Below are 15,870 nucleotides of genomic sequence, written 5' to 3' on the forward strand. Positions count from 1 at the left end.
GGCAAAGGAAAACTTGCTCGCCGAAACGACGATAAAATCGCGTAGAAACTCTTGACTGCGATTCGCGAAAGTGATTCTCTGTCAGTCGCCAAACTTGAAGAGAAGGGCTTCCGGAACTCCGTTTCGGGGGCCTTTTTCTTTTGCCTTGTCTGCTCCTGGTTCGTGTTTACGGGACGAGGCGGTTAGGCCTCGGTAGTTTCCTGACCGCCGCTCGTCTTGGAAAAGGCGTCGAACAGGGCCGGGATTTGGTCGACGAGAAATGCCGCAAATGTCGCCGAGACATTCTTGTCGAGGGTAAGCTTCAATTCGCGCTCGGCGCGACGCACCTGCGCAATCTTGTCGCCAGATGCGGAATAGACCGGCTTCTCTTGCGAAGCCTTCGATGCGCCGGCGGACGGCGGACGGCTTGCTGCTGTGAATGCTGCAAGAAACCGGGCGTCGGTTTCTCGCTCTGCATATTTCGGTTCAGCGATCGCCGCTCTGACACGTTTGAGGGCCACGGCATCCTTGATCAATTCAGCGAATGACTGCCAGCGGCCGCGGCCAACTTTCGGAGCCTTCCCGATTGCTTGAATAACATCGGTTGGAACTGACCGGGCCACGGCAAGAAGTTTCGAAGCCTCCGCTCGATCAATCGACAACGCGTCTTGCACGACTGATCGGCTATGCCCGGCATCTTCAATATGCATTGCGAAGGTGGCGCGCTCGATGAAACTCAGATCTTCGCGTGGTGCGTTCTCGAGTCCTTGCGCCACGACAAGCGCTTCATCTGACAGGGCTCGCAGGATCGCTTTGACCGAAATGCCTAGTTCACGCGTCGCGCGGACGCGGCGATGACCGTACGCGCTCTGGTAGCGCCCTTTTGCTTCAGGATGCTCCCGAACGAGAATGGGCACCTCTTGACCACGCTGTGCGATCGACTGCTTCAGTTCCTCGAACGAGCTATCATCCTGGTCGCGAAAGCGGTCGGCCAGCGGCGACGGATCGATAAGCGACGGGTCGATTTCAAGGATCATCGCCCCGGAGGCAATCCTGTCGCGAAGCTCCTCGTTCTCTTTCTCGACTTCGGAAAAAGAGTCTTTCAACGAGCGCACTGAGCCCGACGAGACCCGCGGCAAAGCAGCGGGCATGTTGTCAGCTGACAACGCGGGTGATTGCGGGGCCGTGAAAAGGCTCTTGATAGTGTCAGTACGTTTGCTCATCGACCCCACACCTTCTTAAGAAGTTGCGCGATTTCGGCATTGACCGCGTCGACCGATTCCAATGCACGATCGTAGGCGCCCCGCCCTACGGCGCCGCGCTCCAGCTCATACAGGGATTGCTTAGTGAGGCCGGCATTGGCGATCGCGGTCGATTTCCACACTGTGGCTTGGAGAACATCCGATCCAAAAAGGGTCCGGAGGAGTGCCACGATTTGGGCTTCGGGCACGTCATTGGGATCGTGACGCGTGATGACGTACCGGATGAAATCGTGATCCAGTCGCCCGCCAGCTTCCTCGATGACGGACATGAGGTCAGAGGTCATGAGGAGAAATTGGCTCATGGATGCAACATCGACCATCTGAGGGTGGATGGTCACGAGCATCGCGGTCGCGGCGTTTAGCGCGCCCATGGTCAAGTAACCAAGTTGGGGTGGGCAGTCGATGACGACCACGTCATAGTCGTCGGCGACCTGGTCGATAGCGCTCGCAACCCGGCGAAAGAACAGGTCGTGGCCGCGTTCACGCCGCTCGACCATTGCTCGCGGCGTGGTGTGCTCGAACTCCATAAGCTCGAGATTGCCTGGCACGAGACCTATCCCGTCAAAATAGCTCGGTCGGACAATCTCGCGCATCGGCCGTCGGTGTTCGTCGTATCGAATGGCGCCGTAGAGGGTTTCGTTCGCTGCGATGTCGAACTCGGGTTGGTACCCGAACATTGCTGACAGCGAAGCTTGCGGATCGAGATCAATCGCCAGGACCCGAAAGCCGGCAAGGGCGAGGTATTGCGAAAGATACAATGCCGTCGTCGTCTTAGCGGAACCGCCTTTGAAGTTCGCGACTGTGATGATTTGGAGCTTGTCGCCTGGGCGCCGGCGCGGGAGAAATTCCGCTGCTTCGCGCGATCGCGCGGTGGCTAGATACCCGCGCAACTCGTGAATCTGGGCCAAGGTATAAGATCGGCGTCCGCCAAGGCCCGTCGCTGGGGTTGGTCCAAGTCCGTCGAGCGAGAGTTGCCGCAGGTAGCCATCGGACACGCCCGCAATTCGCGCAACCTCCCCCGAGGTGAACGAACGGAGCGACTTGCTCGCCGAAGGTGGGAAAAGCGTCGTCGCGAGCGAGCGAAGCTGGCCGGAAAGAATGCCGGCGTGCCGAGAGATCCGCGCAGACGCAGTCTCGCTCATCGTAACCGAATCTTCCGCTAAGATCGCCATTTGCCTTCTCAAGACGGTTTCCACGCGTCAGACGCCTAATCTCCGTCTTGAAAGATGGCCACGATTCTTTGATTTGAGCAAGAAATAAAGGGTTAACGAGCTTTTTAACCGTTGATGGCTTGCCGAACAGGGAGTAGCTGCGTTTTGGGCGCATCGCCTTGCTGTTGTCAGCTGACAACAACGGCCCAGCCGGAAGAGCCTTTCCTATAGCGTGAGTCGACTGGGCTGTCGGGGTCCCAAGCGTCATTTGGTATCCCACCACCTGCGGTACCGATGGCCGTTGCTATGTAAGGATGCGCCGACATCTCCGCCCAGGTGCAGCAAAACCCCTCGATTCTGACATCATGTCAGCGGGTACCGGCCCTTGACGGGCGGTTGAGCTATCGCGCGCGAGTCTCCTATTCCCCGCTTCCCAGCCAGTCGTTTCCAACCCGAGAATCGCGTTCTCGTAATTTAAGATGGATCCGTTCAAGCTACCCAACCTGATGCCTCACGTAAGGCGCCCTCCCCGCCTGGTTTGAAGCGTCCGAGCTGGATGGCGAGTAGCGGGAACGTTGGGTCACCAGATCCAACGGTGGGCCGGGCTGTCGCCGTGGATCGACGCGCCATTCCGACATCTTGCTGGGCCGCCACTCGCCCGGGGCAAGAGCGAGCGGCACACGATAGCAGAGGTCTCTGCCAGCCGGTCGAACGAACAGGCGTCGAGCAAATCAACCGAGTCCATTCCGGTCCATCCACGATTGCTATTGCGCTGCTTGGCTACACAGGGGCGCGGACCACCGAGATCCATTGCAGCGAAGGAAGATAATGCGCGGTCGGGCCACCACCGTTAAACGGTGCGGTGGATGGAGCCTCGCGCCGGGCCGGATCCAATTATAACGTCTGGCGTCCAGATGCCCCGGGTACCATCGGGAGCTTTCGAGTTCGCGGCGAGCGCGCTGCATCGGACCCTCCCGAGACGTCTCGATCGCAGGGGGACATTGCGACGCCAGACAGATTGTTGTCAGCTGACAACATCCCCCTGGGTCCGGACGGCCAACGGGATAGCGGCGGCCGGGCAGGCGGACGCGCCACCGGACCTTGGGTGATCAGGGACGGCATTGGGTCATGACCGTCGGCCGTCGGAAAGAACCAGCCGAAGGGCAGGCTGAGCACATGCCTCGATCCGGCTGTCAGCCGCAGCATCAGCTTCGGAAGGCACTCTGTCCGAAGACAACTAGGTGGATCCACAATCCAATCTCGCCGCAGTTGCGTGACGCCGAATGGGAGCGGAGAGTCGCCCCACACTGGGGTGCTAGGTAGCGACCGGGCGCTGAAGCATTGTTGTCAGCTGACAACAATGCTGTGCGCGCGCCGACGGGAGCTGGACGTTGTCCTCGGTCGGAGTTCCGTCAAGGTGATAGGCGTTTATCGGAAACAGCGCGGCCAGCGAGTGACATTCATATAATGCTAACCATAGAACTCTATGGCCTCTGTGCGTTTACGACCTTCTTCATCAGATTTGGCGAGAATACCCCCGCCTTCACGCGGTGTATCCGGAGTGTTATATAGGGATACACGATACGCGCTAGAGGAGCGCCGCATGGCCTTCCATATCAAAAATCCCGAGACCGACGCGCTGGCCCGCCGGGTCGCCGCCCTGAAGAAAATCGGACTGACCGAGGCCGTGCACACGGCACTCGCCCATGAACTCGACCGCGAGCAGGGCAAGCCGTCATTGGTCGACCTGGGCGTCCAGTTTTGTCGCGATTTGAAGGCAAAGGGCAATCCGCAGAGCGGCAAGCCTGCTGACAAGGCGTTCCGCGACAGCCTGTACGAGGCTACCTGATGTTCATCGACGCTTCGGCGCTCACCGCGATGCTCACCGACGAAGACGAGGCGCGCGAGTTGCTGGCGCGCGTGCAAGAAAGCACAACCCGGCTGACCTCGCCGCTGGCCGTATGGGAGGCGGCGATTGCCATCGCCCGCGTGCTCGATCTGCCAATCGCCGCGGCCGCCGAAGCGGTCGAGAGCTATCTCGCGTTGATAGAAATAAAAGTGGTGAGCGTGGTGCCCGAAACAGCGCGCATCGCACTCGACGCCTTCGACCGCTTCGGCAAGGGCCGACACCCGGCTCGGCTCAATTTCGGAGACTGTTTCGCGTATGCCTGCGCACGCCGTCTCGGTGAACCCTTGATGTTCAAGGGTGCCGATTTTCCGCAGACCGACATCGAGGCGGCCTGACAAGGATTGCTATTGGAGCGAGGCTGGAAGTCAGAGAAGATGTTATGAACGGTGATTCGCGGCGAAGCAACGGAACCGTCTGTGGGAAGCCACCCCGACAGCCGTGATCGCGGAGCCATTCGGACCGTCGTTCTGACCGACGAGGACATCTGAGCTTGGACGGCAGCCGAAGGCGTCCGAAAGAGGGAAGGGAAGCTGACAAGCGGCCCATCCTGGCGCGGTTTGGAGCCGACAGCGGTGACTAGCCTGGGTCGAGTTCGCTCAAACCGCTGATTTGCGAGCTGAAAATCAAATCCTGGATGGTCTCGAATTCGACATGGCTATGACGGAATGTAAAGCCGTGTTAGCTTCCGTTTCGTCGGTTCCCATGAAGGTTATCAGGACCTTGGCGTCTAGCTACAAAATCCCCAATCCGCTGCCATGGGGCCAGCTCGCCGGGCCACTCGCGGCCGCCGAGGACGCCGTGGCGCGCCTAGACGAACGGCTGGCCAAAAGCCCAATCCGCGAGGGCGTAATCAACCGCACGCACTTCACTGATGCCTGTGCCAGTCTGTGGCTGGACGGCGAACTTGTCCACCTCGAGGACCTTGTCCTCCACGACGCCGGCATGGACATCCGCGCTCCCACCCATGAGCTGACCCGGGCACATGCCGTGCTGCGTGCCCGTCGTCGCGTCGCCGAGGCGAAGCCGAATTGGGCGCTGTCAGCTACCGGACTTGCCAGCCTCCGCGGCCGGGGCGAGCGAGAACAAGAAACAGGCAATCGGAAGGAAGGTGGGGGAAGTTTAGAGGTCGACGGATACGCCCAGCGGGAAGAGGCAAGTCTTGAAGGGCCGCTCGGCCTCCTCGAGGCCGATCTGCACCTGGCCTCAGCCTTCGCTGCGGTCGACGCCGCAAACGCCAGGATGGAGCGTAGGCTCGCCGACGAGACCCGGTTCCGGCCGGAGCGGGCTTCCCTCATCTATGATCCCGACTGGGACGAGGAGGGACGCCTCGATCACTGGCGCGATGTGGTCGACCAGACTCGGGGCTTGCCGCCGACCCTAGCGGGGGCGATTGCCGCCGACGCCTGGGGTGTGATTGAACCGCTCGAGCACACGCCTTGGCTCGGCCGCCTGCTCGCCGCGGCATTGTTGAGGGACCGCGGCAAAACGCGCTCACATCTGCCGTGCTTGCATGCTGGGCTGAAAAGTATTCCGCACGAGCGTCGGCGCCCACGCGACGCCGCCGCGCGTTTGATCGTGCAACTCGAGGCGATGACCGCCGCCGCCGAGTCTGGGCGTAAGGACCACGACCGCTGGCTGATGACCAGAAATCTGCTTGCCCGCAAACTCGCGGACCGTCGCGCCACTTCAAAACTGCCGGCTCTCCTCGATTACGTGCTGACTAGGCCGATCGTCTCCGCGGGGATGATCGCGGCGGAACTCGGGATCACTCCCCGTGCTGCCCAAAACCTGGTTGCCGAGCTCGGCCTGCGAGAGGCCACCGGCCGGGGACGCTATCGGGCGTGGTGTGTCCTGTAGACACCTTCCGGAGTGGTTCACCGAGCGCTTCCCGGCCGAGTACTACCGCAAGCGACCCTTCGAGGAAGAGCCCGGCGCGCTGCTTCATGTCAAGCCTGTCGAGAACCGCAAGGCGGTCCGCTCGTCTCGGCGCGGAACGCGCATTGCGGGCCGGGTTGGCAAATGCGGAAAGGTTCGACCCAGCAGACCGCCGGCTTCGCGCCGTGCGTGCTCCAGATGTTCGCCTGAAGCGAGCCGCAAGGTCGGCCTTGGCCCCGCTAGGCCGCAGCGCCGGCCAATTGCTGAACGCGCCGTCCGGAGCGAGGCCGGGCTGCCACGGGACGGGGAGGGGAGGTCGGGCTACGCCGCGGCCGTCCCCGGGCAGATGACGGAACTGCACCGGCAGCTTGGCCGCGATCTCTACTTCGGTGAGGTCGTCGAGCAGCTTCAGGACTGTGCCGCTCTGTCCGGCATAGACGAGTAGGGTGCGGCGGCCGCGCATCACATGCGGCCAGCGCTCGCCGGCATAGCCGCGATAATCGTCATGCGTGCTCGACCAGATGTGCTCGAGCCGCTCGTCGCGAGTCATTGCGCGCACGGGCCGTGACTCGCGCTCGATGATCGCCGCCCTCATCCGATCCGGCGACAGCCGATCGGAAAGATCGCAATAGCCCTGGAACCAGCGCCGCCTTCGTCGATGGCAAGCGCGAATAAGATGCTGGTGACGCTGCCCGTGATGAATTCGCGCATCGCAAACATGTCGGAGCGCATGAACAGCGGTGGCAGCATCTCGAGCATGTAGTCGTGCTCCCGCTCGTTGATCTCAAACCAATCACCGATGAAGAGATGCTGGCCTTCACCTTCGGCCATCGCGGGGTCACCTCGGTGGCGGTTGAATAATCGGTGCATCTCATGGCGCGTCGCAACGCCTTCGAAGACTTTGCGGATGGGGAAAGTGTGCATGGGCGGCTCCTCATGGCCTGACCGGACTGACAGCGCGAGCGATCCCCCTGATCCCTCCGTCACTTCGGTCCTTCATCACACTCCTCGCCGGCCGCATCGAAGGTGCGGAGGGCCAAGGGCCGCGGAACGCGGGCGAAGCTTCACCCTTGACGCGCCGGCCACGCATGCGGCAGCGCCTCATCCCGTTTCATTTTTTCTCTCTCATTATTCGATCTCCCTTTCCCCGCCGAGAAATGAGAGACACCACTCATGCGGAGCCTTTGGCGCGGCGTCAGCACGCATGCGCGTCGCCCTCGCTAACCACGTCATCAAGTAGCCATCAGGCCGTTAAATCCTCATTCCAGTCGCCGGCGCACGGCCGTAATCGGGCATACCGCGCACTTGCATCCGCAGCGATGGCACAAACACGGTCGGCGTAGGTGTCGCCTTGCCGATTGTTGTCGGTTGCTGCCACGAGCCAAGCGTTGCCGCGCTTGGCGAGGCCGCGAATGGCGTCATCGGTTGCAGGCGACCAACCACCGCCGGTGCTGACATAAAGGGTGTCAGGGCGCAGGACCTCGATCGCGGCGAGGCTCATGGCATCTATGGCCGCCTCGGTGATGCAGATCCGCTCGCACTCCTCCGACCCGAAGCGAAACAGCTCCTTACCGCCGTCCGTGGCGAAGCCCCGCCACGCCGGTCCACGCTCCTCCCAGCCTGTGAGCGCCCCAGCAGAATCGGTATGCGCCGCCCACATGCTGCCTTGGGGGCCCTCTCGCAACAGGTCGCTAGTGACCGCCTCTTTCACAATATTCGCCGGCAGTCCGCGCTCGCCGGTAAGATAGCGCCAGGCTGGTGAGCCGGGGCGCGGCCTGAAGCGATGTCCCCACCGCTCTAGGATGGACGCGAGGGTCTTAGGCCTTGCCGAGCGCTGCCACGCGGGTGCGCTAGGCGCGAAGCCAACCATATCCGCAACGCGGTCGCATGCCTCGACGAAACCGTCGGCACCGAGATGTTCAGCGAGCGAAAACACATCCCCTTTCGCCGGCGACAGCGGATCGAACCAGCCGCGGCCTTGGTGGATGACAATGACGATGCTGCTGTCGCGGCGATATTTGATCGCCCGCCGGGTGCTTTCCTTGACATCGACTTTCCAGCCGTCTTTCTCCAGCAGAGATGCGCAGCCAACCTTTTCGCGCAGCTCTTCAATTTCTCTCTTGTCCATGTTGTGTGCACCGGAGTCGCGCAGGCGACGTCCGGTCCCCTTCTTCTGTTGGTGTCACTTGTTCCTAGCCTTGCGGCACATCTCCGACCGGCTGCGAAGCCTGCCGAATGCAAGGGCGCCGACAAGCTGTCGGATTTGTCAGATAGCTGGGCGCGGCGAAGCTTCCCTTGCAGCCGGCATGGCGCCAGCGGCAGCCGGTCACCCGCCTCAATGAGCCGAGTACCAGGGGTCGTATTCATGGACGATCGCGTCCTGATCACCGTCGTATTCCTGGAGACCATCACGCCGAACTCGTTCTCAGTTTGGACAAGGATGACAGGCACACATCAGAGTGTGGGCCAGATCCGAAGGCGTGATTCTGAGCGAGGGTGAGTTGTGCGACATGAAGCGCTCCCGTCTTGCGGCGGGGGCCATCCCCGCTCGACGGGCACCGACGTGTTCGGGCGCGGCTGCGGTCACCTCGTAGGCGAAGCCGCTCGATTTGGCCGCCTGGCTGGCAGGTCCGACGCTTATACGCGGGGTTCCGATAGACTCGGCAGTTGGCTTGTTCGGGGACTCGGGCCGCTTCGCGTCAGGGATGGCAGCCCGTAAGGGGGAAGACCCACTCGCGGGGCTTCGGCGCAGTCTCCAGCCCGGCCCGCAGGGCGATGCCCGCTATCTTCGCAGCCAGAGGCGCATAACAGCCCTGTATTTTCAGAGACCGGCCGCTGAACACCTCAACGGCTTTCATCACTGGTATTAAACTTCTGAATCGAGAGGCCTGATCGATTCGATAAATTAATTGGACGGTGGTTTCGACAGTTGCGATTCTTACGCATGTCCGAACTCACGGTGCCATACCTCGTGCTCCAACGGTGCGATCCGGCCTGCAACATGGCCAGGTTCTATGTCCTCACGATCGAACCCACTCTGTTCGGTGATACGGCGTTGGTGCGCGAATGGGGACGTCTCGGCCAACGCGGCCGCCGGCGGATGGATCTGTTTGCGGGGAGGGTCCAGGCCGTCGAAGCCCTCGAGGCGTGGCTCGTCCGCAAAAGGCGCCGTGGTTATGCTCCAAAGAACCCCGCGCCTTGAATGCAACCGCCTCACCTACCATCCTGCTTGACCCGTCCATCCTCGAACTTCTTACAAGCCGGACAGCTGTTTTTCGCATTACGGGAGCAATCCCTGCCGAAACGCGAGCGCCACAGCGTGCGGGAGGGTCAATGCAGCCAGATTTCGCCTGGCATTGTCCAGATGAAATTTCACGCCTCGCGGCGTAACGTCAAGAAGCTCCGCAATATCCTGCATCGTCTTGCCATCAGAGATCCATGCGAGGCACTGCCGTTCGCGCTGCGTCAGCGGGCTGATGATTTCTCTTTCCGCCGAGGTCGTTCCAATCTTGGCACTCACATGTGCATGGTAGGTGAGACCCACCGTTTTCAAAATGTCCTGTGAGGTCTCCATGAAACGATCGAGTCCCAGGCTGCGCTCGTCGACCGCCAGCGTAAACGCTGCGAACTGGTTCTGACTCGAGGGAATGCGAACGGTCAGGCCGGTCCTGATCTTGAAGCTGAGCGCATCGTCGAACAGACGGCGCTCTTTCGCAGACTTTGCGCTTCGCGCCTCGCGGCCGTCCCACAGGAACACCTGGCTCGCAATTCGCGGACCCTGAAGAACCGGGTCGATGTTGTGATACCCTTCGCGAAAATAGTGAGTGGTCCAGCTCTTTGGATAGGATGAGATCAGATTGGGGCCATTCGCCCGTTGACCAAAATAGGCAAACCACCGGAATCCCAATGCATGCGCGGCTCGTTCCGCAACACGTCGAAAATCATCTTCTGTTTGGGCAGCGTGAAGACAATCGACAAATTCATCGCATGCTCTTTTGACATCTTTCATTGCGCCACTTCAGTCGTTTCTTAGTTCCCAGAACGCGAATATTTTAATGATTCGCGTTCCACGTGCAGGTCTTTATTGTGGCCTTGCGGCAGCTTTGCGGCACGAACAATTCGATATCGCCCTGTCAAAACTACAAGCAGTACCGCGCACATACGACGGGGGAGGACAGTCTCTGACTGCAGCCACTCAAGGCAAAATATTCTCTCCGCTTGGTGGATGCTAAGGAACTCCCTGCGCTGTCAGACCTGCGCATCCCGGAACTTATGCAATTGCCAAAGTGCGCGCGGATCGGCGCGCCATGTGAGTACGGTCCGCGACCGAACAGATCCAAAGCGCCCCTGTCAGAACTGACAGCGCAACGCAGAGACCCTGGCTGCTTTCTTGATCTCGAAGCTGTGATTCGTGAGTTTGAGGTTAAGAATGAAGGTCATTGTGCGTAGCCGCTTGGCACTCCTGCATGACTCCGAACTAACGCTGGGAATGCATCGCCTGCGCAGGCGCGTGTTCAAGGATCGGCTAGACTGGGACGTCTCTGTTTCCAACGGATTAGAGATCGATCCGTACGACACCTTCAGGCCCACTTATCTCCTGGTGCTTGAGCAGAACGACGTTGTCGGCTGTGTTCGCTTGCTGCCGACCACCGGGCGCAACATGCTCGCTGATACCTTCCCGGTGTTGCTCGACGGCAACCCGGCGCCGAAGGCGACCACGATTTGGGAGAGCTCGCGCTTTTGCGTCGACACCAAAAGCGCGGCGGCAACGGCAGAGAATGGTCTGCGCAAAGCGACATTCCTGCTGTTTGCAGCAATGATCGAATGGGGTCAGCAGCGCAATCTTCAGGCCATCGCAACGGTCACTGATCTGCGCATGGAACGCATCCTGCGGCGGGCCGGATGGCATCTCGATCGCCTCGGCATGCCTCGCCAAATCGGCTCGACCACAGCCGTCGCCGGTTTGTTGCCGATCACTAAGGAGGCTTTCGGCGCGATCCGAGCGGCCGGGCAGATTTCAGGCCGTGCAATTGAGGCGCCATCAAGCCTAGCGATCGCTGCCTAACATCGAGCGTCCTCAGCTCCTGACAAAAAAGGCTCTCACCATGGATCCCGCTGCATTCGCAGCTCTGGTCGAACAATGCGCCCCGACCGCAATGGCTCGGCCGCTGACGGCCATCGTGCGGCAGGCGAGCTCATTCGAGCCGCTGCTCATCACGATTGAAGGGCGCAAACCGATTCCGATTCAGGCGACCGACCCTGACGAAGCGATCCAGCTCGCAACCGAGGCCATCGCTAGCGGCCAGCAGGTCCGAACCGGTCTCGCCCAACTTGATGCTGACGAGACAAAGAAGGCCGGGCTGAGGGCTAGTAGCACCTTCGATGCGTGCCAGCACATTGCTGGGCTTGGCAGATTGTTCGACGCACGACTGCAAGCGGCGAGCACAAAAAGCGCAGACCGCGACCAGGCGATTGCCAAGGTTGTCGCGAGCTTCGCGGCCAAGGCTCCCAGCCAAGCGCCCGAGCCGCGGGTCGAGCCAACGGCGACCACCAGTCGTAATCACCTCAGCGGCGATACGGTAACCAATCCGCCAGCAGTCTCTTCCGGCGAGCACCCGCGCTGGGACGTCTATCGCTCAGGGATAGGCACATCTGCCTTCGTCTATGAACGATGAGAGCGCCTCTTTTCACCTCAACGCAATACCGCGGTCCGGGCTGGGTCCGGCTGCATTGCCAATCGGAGCCGTACCATGACTTCTCCTCTTAGACACTCCGCTGCCCTCCTTTGCATGGGGGCCGTTCTCAGCATCGCGTTGGTCGAGCCGGCCCTAGCGCAGACCGCGAACATCGAAGGCGTTCTGCAGAACATTGTGAATATGTTGACCGGCAACGTTGCTCGCCTGCTGGCGACGCTCGCGGTCATCATTGTCGGCATCGCCTGGATGTTCGGCTATCTCGATCTGCGCAAGGCGGCCTATGTCGTGCTGGGCGTCGCTATTACCTTCGGCGCCTCCGAAGTGGTCTCGACCTTGACCGGGGGTCATTGATGACCGAGGCCCCACGTCTCACCGAGGATACCTTATTCCTCGCCTGTACACGTCCCGCCATGGTCGCCGGCGTCACCATGGAAGCCATGGCGCTCAACGTGATGTTTTCCTGCATCCTGTTCCTGGTGGCTGGGAGCATCATCTATGGCCTGGTCGCAATTCCGATCCATGGGCTTTGCCGCATCATCTGCCGGCACGATCCCAACATGTTCCGGATCCTGCTTGCCTGGATCGAAACCCGAGGCCGCGCGCGCAACGCCGCATTCTGGGGCGGCTCGTCCTGCACGCCGCTCAAACTCGTCCGGAGATATCGAACAAGGGACCTCGGTTATGCGCAATAGGGCGCTTAAGAGCCGGGAGATCGAGCCCGACGTCTACCTGCCATTCGGCCGGCATGTGACCGACACGGTAATCAGTCTTACAACACGAGCCCTGCTGACGGTGATCAGGATCGATGGCACCTCGTTCGAGACTGCCGAGACATCGGATCTGAACGATCTGCACGGGAAGCTGAATCTCACGCTGCGCAATGTTGCGGATCCGCAGCTGGCACTCTGGAGCCACCTGGTGCGCCGCCGGACGTCGGTCTATCCGGGCGGGACCTTCCGATCGACCTTTGCAGCGGGGCTTGACGAGCAATATCGCCGGCGACTTTGCAAGGACGCGCTGTTTCGCAACGATCTCTATCTGACCCTGGTTTGTCATCCTGGCCGGGCGGCGACGGATATGGCTGCCGCGTTCTTTCGGCGGCTTGGCCGAAGCGCGCGAAGTTCCGCCGAGGTGGACAGCGTGGCCCTGAAGCGGCTTGACGATGCAACGCGAGATATCGTCGCGGCACTCGACCGTTACGGCGCCCGCGCGGTTGGATTGTTTGAGCGCGACGGCATCACCTTCTCAGAACCGATGGAGTTGCTCCACGCGCTCGCCTCCGGCGAATGGATGCCGATGCCCTTGCCACAAGGACCGATCGGTCCTGCGCTCTATTCAAATCGTATCATCTTCGGCCGTGAAGCACTCGAAATCCGCGCGGCCTGCGGATCGCGGTTCGCTGGCATGTTCGGCCTCAAGGAATATCCAGCGTCCACCCGGCCAGGTCTTCTGAACGCGTTGCTTTCCGCGCCGTTTGAGCTCATCGTCACGCAATCATTCGCATTTTTGGCAAAGGCTGACGCCAAGACCGTCCTGACGCGCAAACAGAACCAGCTAGTCTCAGCCCAGGATCCGGCAGCCTCACAGATCGATGAGCTGTCAGACGCGCTCGACGATCTCGAATCCAGCCGGTTCGTGCTTGGAGACCATCACCTCTCGCTTTTGGTCTACGCCGATACGCCCTCGCGATTGCAGGATCACATGAGCTTGGCGAGGCGTGCACTTGCCGATGCGGGTGCCGTGGTCGCCCGGGAAGATCTCGGACTTGAAGCCGCCTATTGGGCGCAGCTTCCGGGCCAGTTCAAGTACCGGGCACGCACGGGCGCGATCAACTCGCGGAATTTCGCGGCATTCTCGCCGTTCCACACCTATCCCACCGGACAGGCTGCGGGCAACCAATGGGGACCGGCGGTTGCGATGCTCAAGACCGCATCCGGCTCGCCCTTTTATTTTTCCTTTCATCATGGCGACCTCGGCAACACCTTCATCTGCGGCCCCTCGGGATCTGGCAAAACCGTCGTACAGAACTTTCTGCTGTCGCAGGCGGAGCGGCTTGGTGCGTCCTGCGTTTTCTTCGACAAGGATCGAGGCGCCGAAATTTTCGTGCGCGCCGCCAGTGGCACCTACCTGACGCTCCACAACGGCGTCCCGACCGGCTGCGCGCCGCTCAAGGCACTGGAGCTGACGCCAGCGAATCTCTCCTTCCTGGGCGAACTTGTCCGGAAACTCGTCACGCCGGACGACCGGCCGCTGACCGTAATCGAGGAGGAGCGCATCGATTCCGGATTGCGAGCGCTCGGTCAACTGCGGCAGGGGGAGCGATCGTTCGGGACATTGCGCACCTTTCTCGGCCAGCAAGACCGCGAGGGAATCGGCGCGCGGCTCGAGCGATGGTGCCGGGGCGCTCCTTTCGGTTGGGTGCTCGATGGCGCGCACGACGCTATCGGCTTCGACTCCCGGTTCATTGGTTTCGACATGACTGATCTCTTGGATCATCCGACCGTCCGCACACCATTAATGATGTATCTGTTCCAGCGCGTCGAGCAGCTAATCGACGGCCGGCGCCTGATCATCGACATCGACGAGTTCTGGAAGGCGCTTGGTGACGAGGCGTTTCGCGATCTCGCCAACAACAAGCTGAAAACCATCCGCAAGCAGAACGGCGTCATGGTGTTCGGGACGCAGTCGCCGCGCGACGCGCTGGCGTCGCCGATCGCGCACACTATTGTGGAACAATGCCCGACCCAGATCTTCCTACCGAACGCGCGGGGAACACGATTGGACTATGTCGATGGCTTCCATCTGACCGATACGGAATTCCGCCTGATCAAGGAGGAGCTCGCCCCCGAAAGCCGTCGGTTCTTGGTCAAGCAAGGCCATAACTCGGTGGTGGCCGAACTAGACCTTGGCGGTTTCGACGATGCGCTCGCGGTCTTGTCGGGACGCACCGAAACCGTCGAGCTGCTCGACCGCATTCGCAAACAGGTCGGCGACGACCCCAAGCAGTGGCTGCCGGTATTTCACGCGGAGCGGAGGAGGGCCCAATGATGGTTCAACGGATGAAGGCGGTGCTCACCTCCCTGTCAGTTATGACCCCGCTGACAGCCTCCCCTGCAATGGCCGAGATCGTATTCGATCCAAGCGTATATGCGCGGCAGTTTGAGCAACTGACGGAATTGAAGAAGCAGGTCGACACCCTGACGTCGCAGCTCAGGATCGCACAGGATCAATTGAGCCAGGCCAAGCAGCTCTATGACAGCTTCAACAAGCGGACCAACGCCAACGACATCGGCGCGCTCCTGAACACGCCACAGTTTCGGAAGGTCCTGCCCCAGCAGTTCTCGGACATCGAACGTCTCGTCGCGGGGCAGGGTGGCGGCAACTTCGCCGACGCGATGGACCATTATCTTGCACAGAACCGCGCCTATGCCGGCAACAACGGCAACTCGTATTACCAGAGCGAGCTCGACCGGATCGCCCGGCAGACCGGGGCGAAGCACTCCATGGGCCAGGCAGTGTATGACACGGCCTCACAGCGCATCGATGCCCTTGAGGAGCTCAGAGCTCGCATCAGCTCGGCGAGCGATGCGAAGGAGATCCTTGATCTCTCAGCGAGGCTGCAGGCCGAACAGGCGCTCCTGCAGAACGACGTGCTCCGAATGCAGGGGTTGGCGATGATCCAGCAGGCCCGCATGGACATGGACGGACAGCGGGAGCGGGAGAAACAGAAGCAACTGGTCGATGAAATGAAGGCGGCCTTGCAATGAAGACGAGGCTTGCCGTTGTTCTGCTCACCGTCGGCGGCGCCGCCGCTCTTACAGGCTGCAACGACGCCAACAAGGGTCTACAAGCCAAAACCGTGGGCTGGTTTCTGGATCATCGGTATGAGCTTGCGATGGCCCTCAAGGCGTGCCGTGACAACCCGGGCGAACTCGCAAAGACGCCAAATTGCGTCAACGCCAATGAAGCCCGCAACAAGGTCTCCGTCCAAGAATGAA

Annotated in this window: 15 protein-coding genes and 1 pseudogene; 11 read left to right on the forward strand and 5 right to left on the reverse strand. The window is 61.0% G+C overall.

Annotated features, from left to right (window positions below; all coding sequences use genetic code 11):
• Window positions 1-182: 182 nt before the first annotated feature.
• Window positions 183-1,202: a plasmid partitioning protein RepB gene (gene repB, locus ACRQ5Q_RS43130; RefSeq protein ID WP_439400343.1), complete on the reverse strand. Its 1,020-nt coding sequence runs from the start codon at window positions 1,200-1,202 to the stop codon at window positions 183-185.
• The gene (gene repA / locus ACRQ5Q_RS43135) at window positions 1,199-2,413 is read right to left on the reverse strand and encodes a plasmid partitioning protein RepA (RefSeq protein WP_439400344.1); all 1,215 of its coding nucleotides are present in this window, start codon (window positions 2,411-2,413) and stop codon (window positions 1,199-1,201) included. The genes repB and repA overlap by 4 nt, the downstream gene beginning before the upstream one ends.
• 1,582 nt (window positions 2,414-3,995) lie before the next feature.
• On the opposite strand from repA, the gene ACRQ5Q_RS43140 reads away from it, so the two are divergent.
• The 3 genes from ACRQ5Q_RS43140 to ACRQ5Q_RS43150 all read left to right on the forward strand — a co-directional run bounded on the left by ACRQ5Q_RS43140 (window position 3,996) and on the right by ACRQ5Q_RS43150 (window position 6,158).
• The gene (locus ACRQ5Q_RS43140) at window positions 3,996-4,241 is read left to right on the forward strand and encodes a type II toxin-antitoxin system VapB family antitoxin (protein WP_439400345.1); all 246 of its coding nucleotides are present in this window, start codon (window positions 3,996-3,998) and stop codon (window positions 4,239-4,241) included.
• On the forward strand, window positions 4,241-4,636 hold the full coding sequence (locus tag ACRQ5Q_RS43145) for a type II toxin-antitoxin system VapC family toxin (protein ID WP_439400346.1): 396 nt from the start codon (window positions 4,241-4,243) through the stop codon (window positions 4,634-4,636). Before ACRQ5Q_RS43140 ends, ACRQ5Q_RS43145 begins: the two co-directional genes overlap by 1 nt.
• 322 nt (window positions 4,637-4,958) lie before the next feature.
• Window positions 4,959-6,158, forward strand: coding sequence for an RHE_PE00001 family protein (locus ACRQ5Q_RS43150; protein WP_439400528.1), 1,200 nt, complete (start codon window positions 4,959-4,961; stop codon window positions 6,156-6,158).
• Between the two features lie 358 nt (window positions 6,159-6,516).
• On the opposite strand, the pseudogene ACRQ5Q_RS43155 reads toward ACRQ5Q_RS43150, so the two are convergent.
• Together ACRQ5Q_RS43155 and ACRQ5Q_RS43160 are read right to left on the reverse strand one after the other, a co-directional pair.
• A pseudogene (locus ACRQ5Q_RS43155) lies at window positions 6,517-7,100 on the reverse strand (DUF1419 domain-containing protein); the annotation flags it as partial.
• 319 nt (window positions 7,101-7,419) lie between these two features.
• Complete coding sequence (locus ACRQ5Q_RS43160; protein WP_439400347.1) at window positions 7,420-8,304, reverse strand: DUF3991 and toprim domain-containing protein; 885 nt, start codon at window positions 8,302-8,304, stop codon at window positions 7,420-7,422.
• A gap of 816 nt (window positions 8,305-9,120) precedes the next feature.
• Here ACRQ5Q_RS43160 and ACRQ5Q_RS43165 point away from each other — a divergent pair.
• Window positions 9,121-9,378, forward strand: a complete 258-nt coding sequence (locus ACRQ5Q_RS43165; protein WP_439400348.1) for a WGR domain-containing protein — start codon at window positions 9,121-9,123, stop codon at window positions 9,376-9,378.
• A gap of 78 nt (window positions 9,379-9,456) precedes the next feature.
• On the opposite strand, the gene ACRQ5Q_RS43170 is transcribed toward ACRQ5Q_RS43165, so the two are convergent.
• Window positions 9,457-10,185, reverse strand: coding sequence for an autoinducer binding domain-containing protein (locus ACRQ5Q_RS43170; RefSeq protein WP_439400349.1), 729 nt, complete (start codon window positions 10,183-10,185; stop codon window positions 9,457-9,459).
• Between the two features lie 420 nt (window positions 10,186-10,605).
• Here ACRQ5Q_RS43170 and ACRQ5Q_RS43175 point away from each other — a divergent pair, with 420 nt between their 5' ends.
• The 7 genes from ACRQ5Q_RS43175 to ACRQ5Q_RS43205 all read left to right on the forward strand — a co-directional run bounded on the left by ACRQ5Q_RS43175 (window position 10,606) and on the right by ACRQ5Q_RS43205 (window position 15,869).
• A complete protein-coding gene (locus tag ACRQ5Q_RS43175; RefSeq protein WP_439400350.1) occupies window positions 10,606-11,241 on the forward strand; it encodes an acyl-homoserine-lactone synthase in 636 nt (211 codons plus the stop codon).
• A gap of 40 nt (window positions 11,242-11,281) precedes the next feature.
• Complete coding sequence (locus tag ACRQ5Q_RS43180; protein WP_439400351.1) at window positions 11,282-11,851, forward strand: type IV secretion protein; 570 nt, start codon at window positions 11,282-11,284, stop codon at window positions 11,849-11,851.
• A gap of 75 nt (window positions 11,852-11,926) precedes the next feature.
• A complete protein-coding gene (locus ACRQ5Q_RS43185) occupies window positions 11,927-12,223 on the forward strand; it encodes a TrbC/VirB2 family protein (protein ID WP_439400352.1) in 297 nt (98 codons plus the stop codon).
• The gene (locus ACRQ5Q_RS43190; RefSeq protein ID WP_439400353.1) at window positions 12,223-12,564 is read left to right on the forward strand and encodes a type IV secretion system protein VirB3; all 342 of its coding nucleotides are present in this window, start codon (window positions 12,223-12,225) and stop codon (window positions 12,562-12,564) included. Before ACRQ5Q_RS43185 ends, ACRQ5Q_RS43190 begins: the two co-directional genes overlap by 1 nt.
• Complete coding sequence (locus tag ACRQ5Q_RS43195) at window positions 12,554-14,920, forward strand: VirB4 family type IV secretion/conjugal transfer ATPase (RefSeq protein WP_439400529.1); 2,367 nt, start codon at window positions 12,554-12,556, stop codon at window positions 14,918-14,920. The genes ACRQ5Q_RS43190 and ACRQ5Q_RS43195 overlap by 11 nt, the downstream gene beginning before the upstream one ends.
• Complete coding sequence (gene virB5 / locus ACRQ5Q_RS43200; RefSeq protein ID WP_439400354.1) at window positions 14,917-15,639, forward strand: P-type DNA transfer protein VirB5; 723 nt, start codon at window positions 14,917-14,919, stop codon at window positions 15,637-15,639. The genes ACRQ5Q_RS43195 and virB5 overlap by 4 nt, the downstream gene beginning before the upstream one ends.
• On the forward strand, window positions 15,636-15,869 hold the full coding sequence (locus ACRQ5Q_RS43205) for an EexN family lipoprotein (RefSeq protein WP_439400355.1): 234 nt from the start codon (window positions 15,636-15,638) through the stop codon (window positions 15,867-15,869). Before virB5 ends, ACRQ5Q_RS43205 begins: the two co-directional genes overlap by 4 nt.
• Window position 15,870: the final 1 nt, after the last annotated feature.

It is taken from the genome of Bradyrhizobium sp. PMVTL-01 (genome assembly GCF_051861855.1).
In the GTDB taxonomy this organism is placed as follows: domain Bacteria; phylum Pseudomonadota; class Alphaproteobacteria; order Rhizobiales; family Xanthobacteraceae; genus Bradyrhizobium.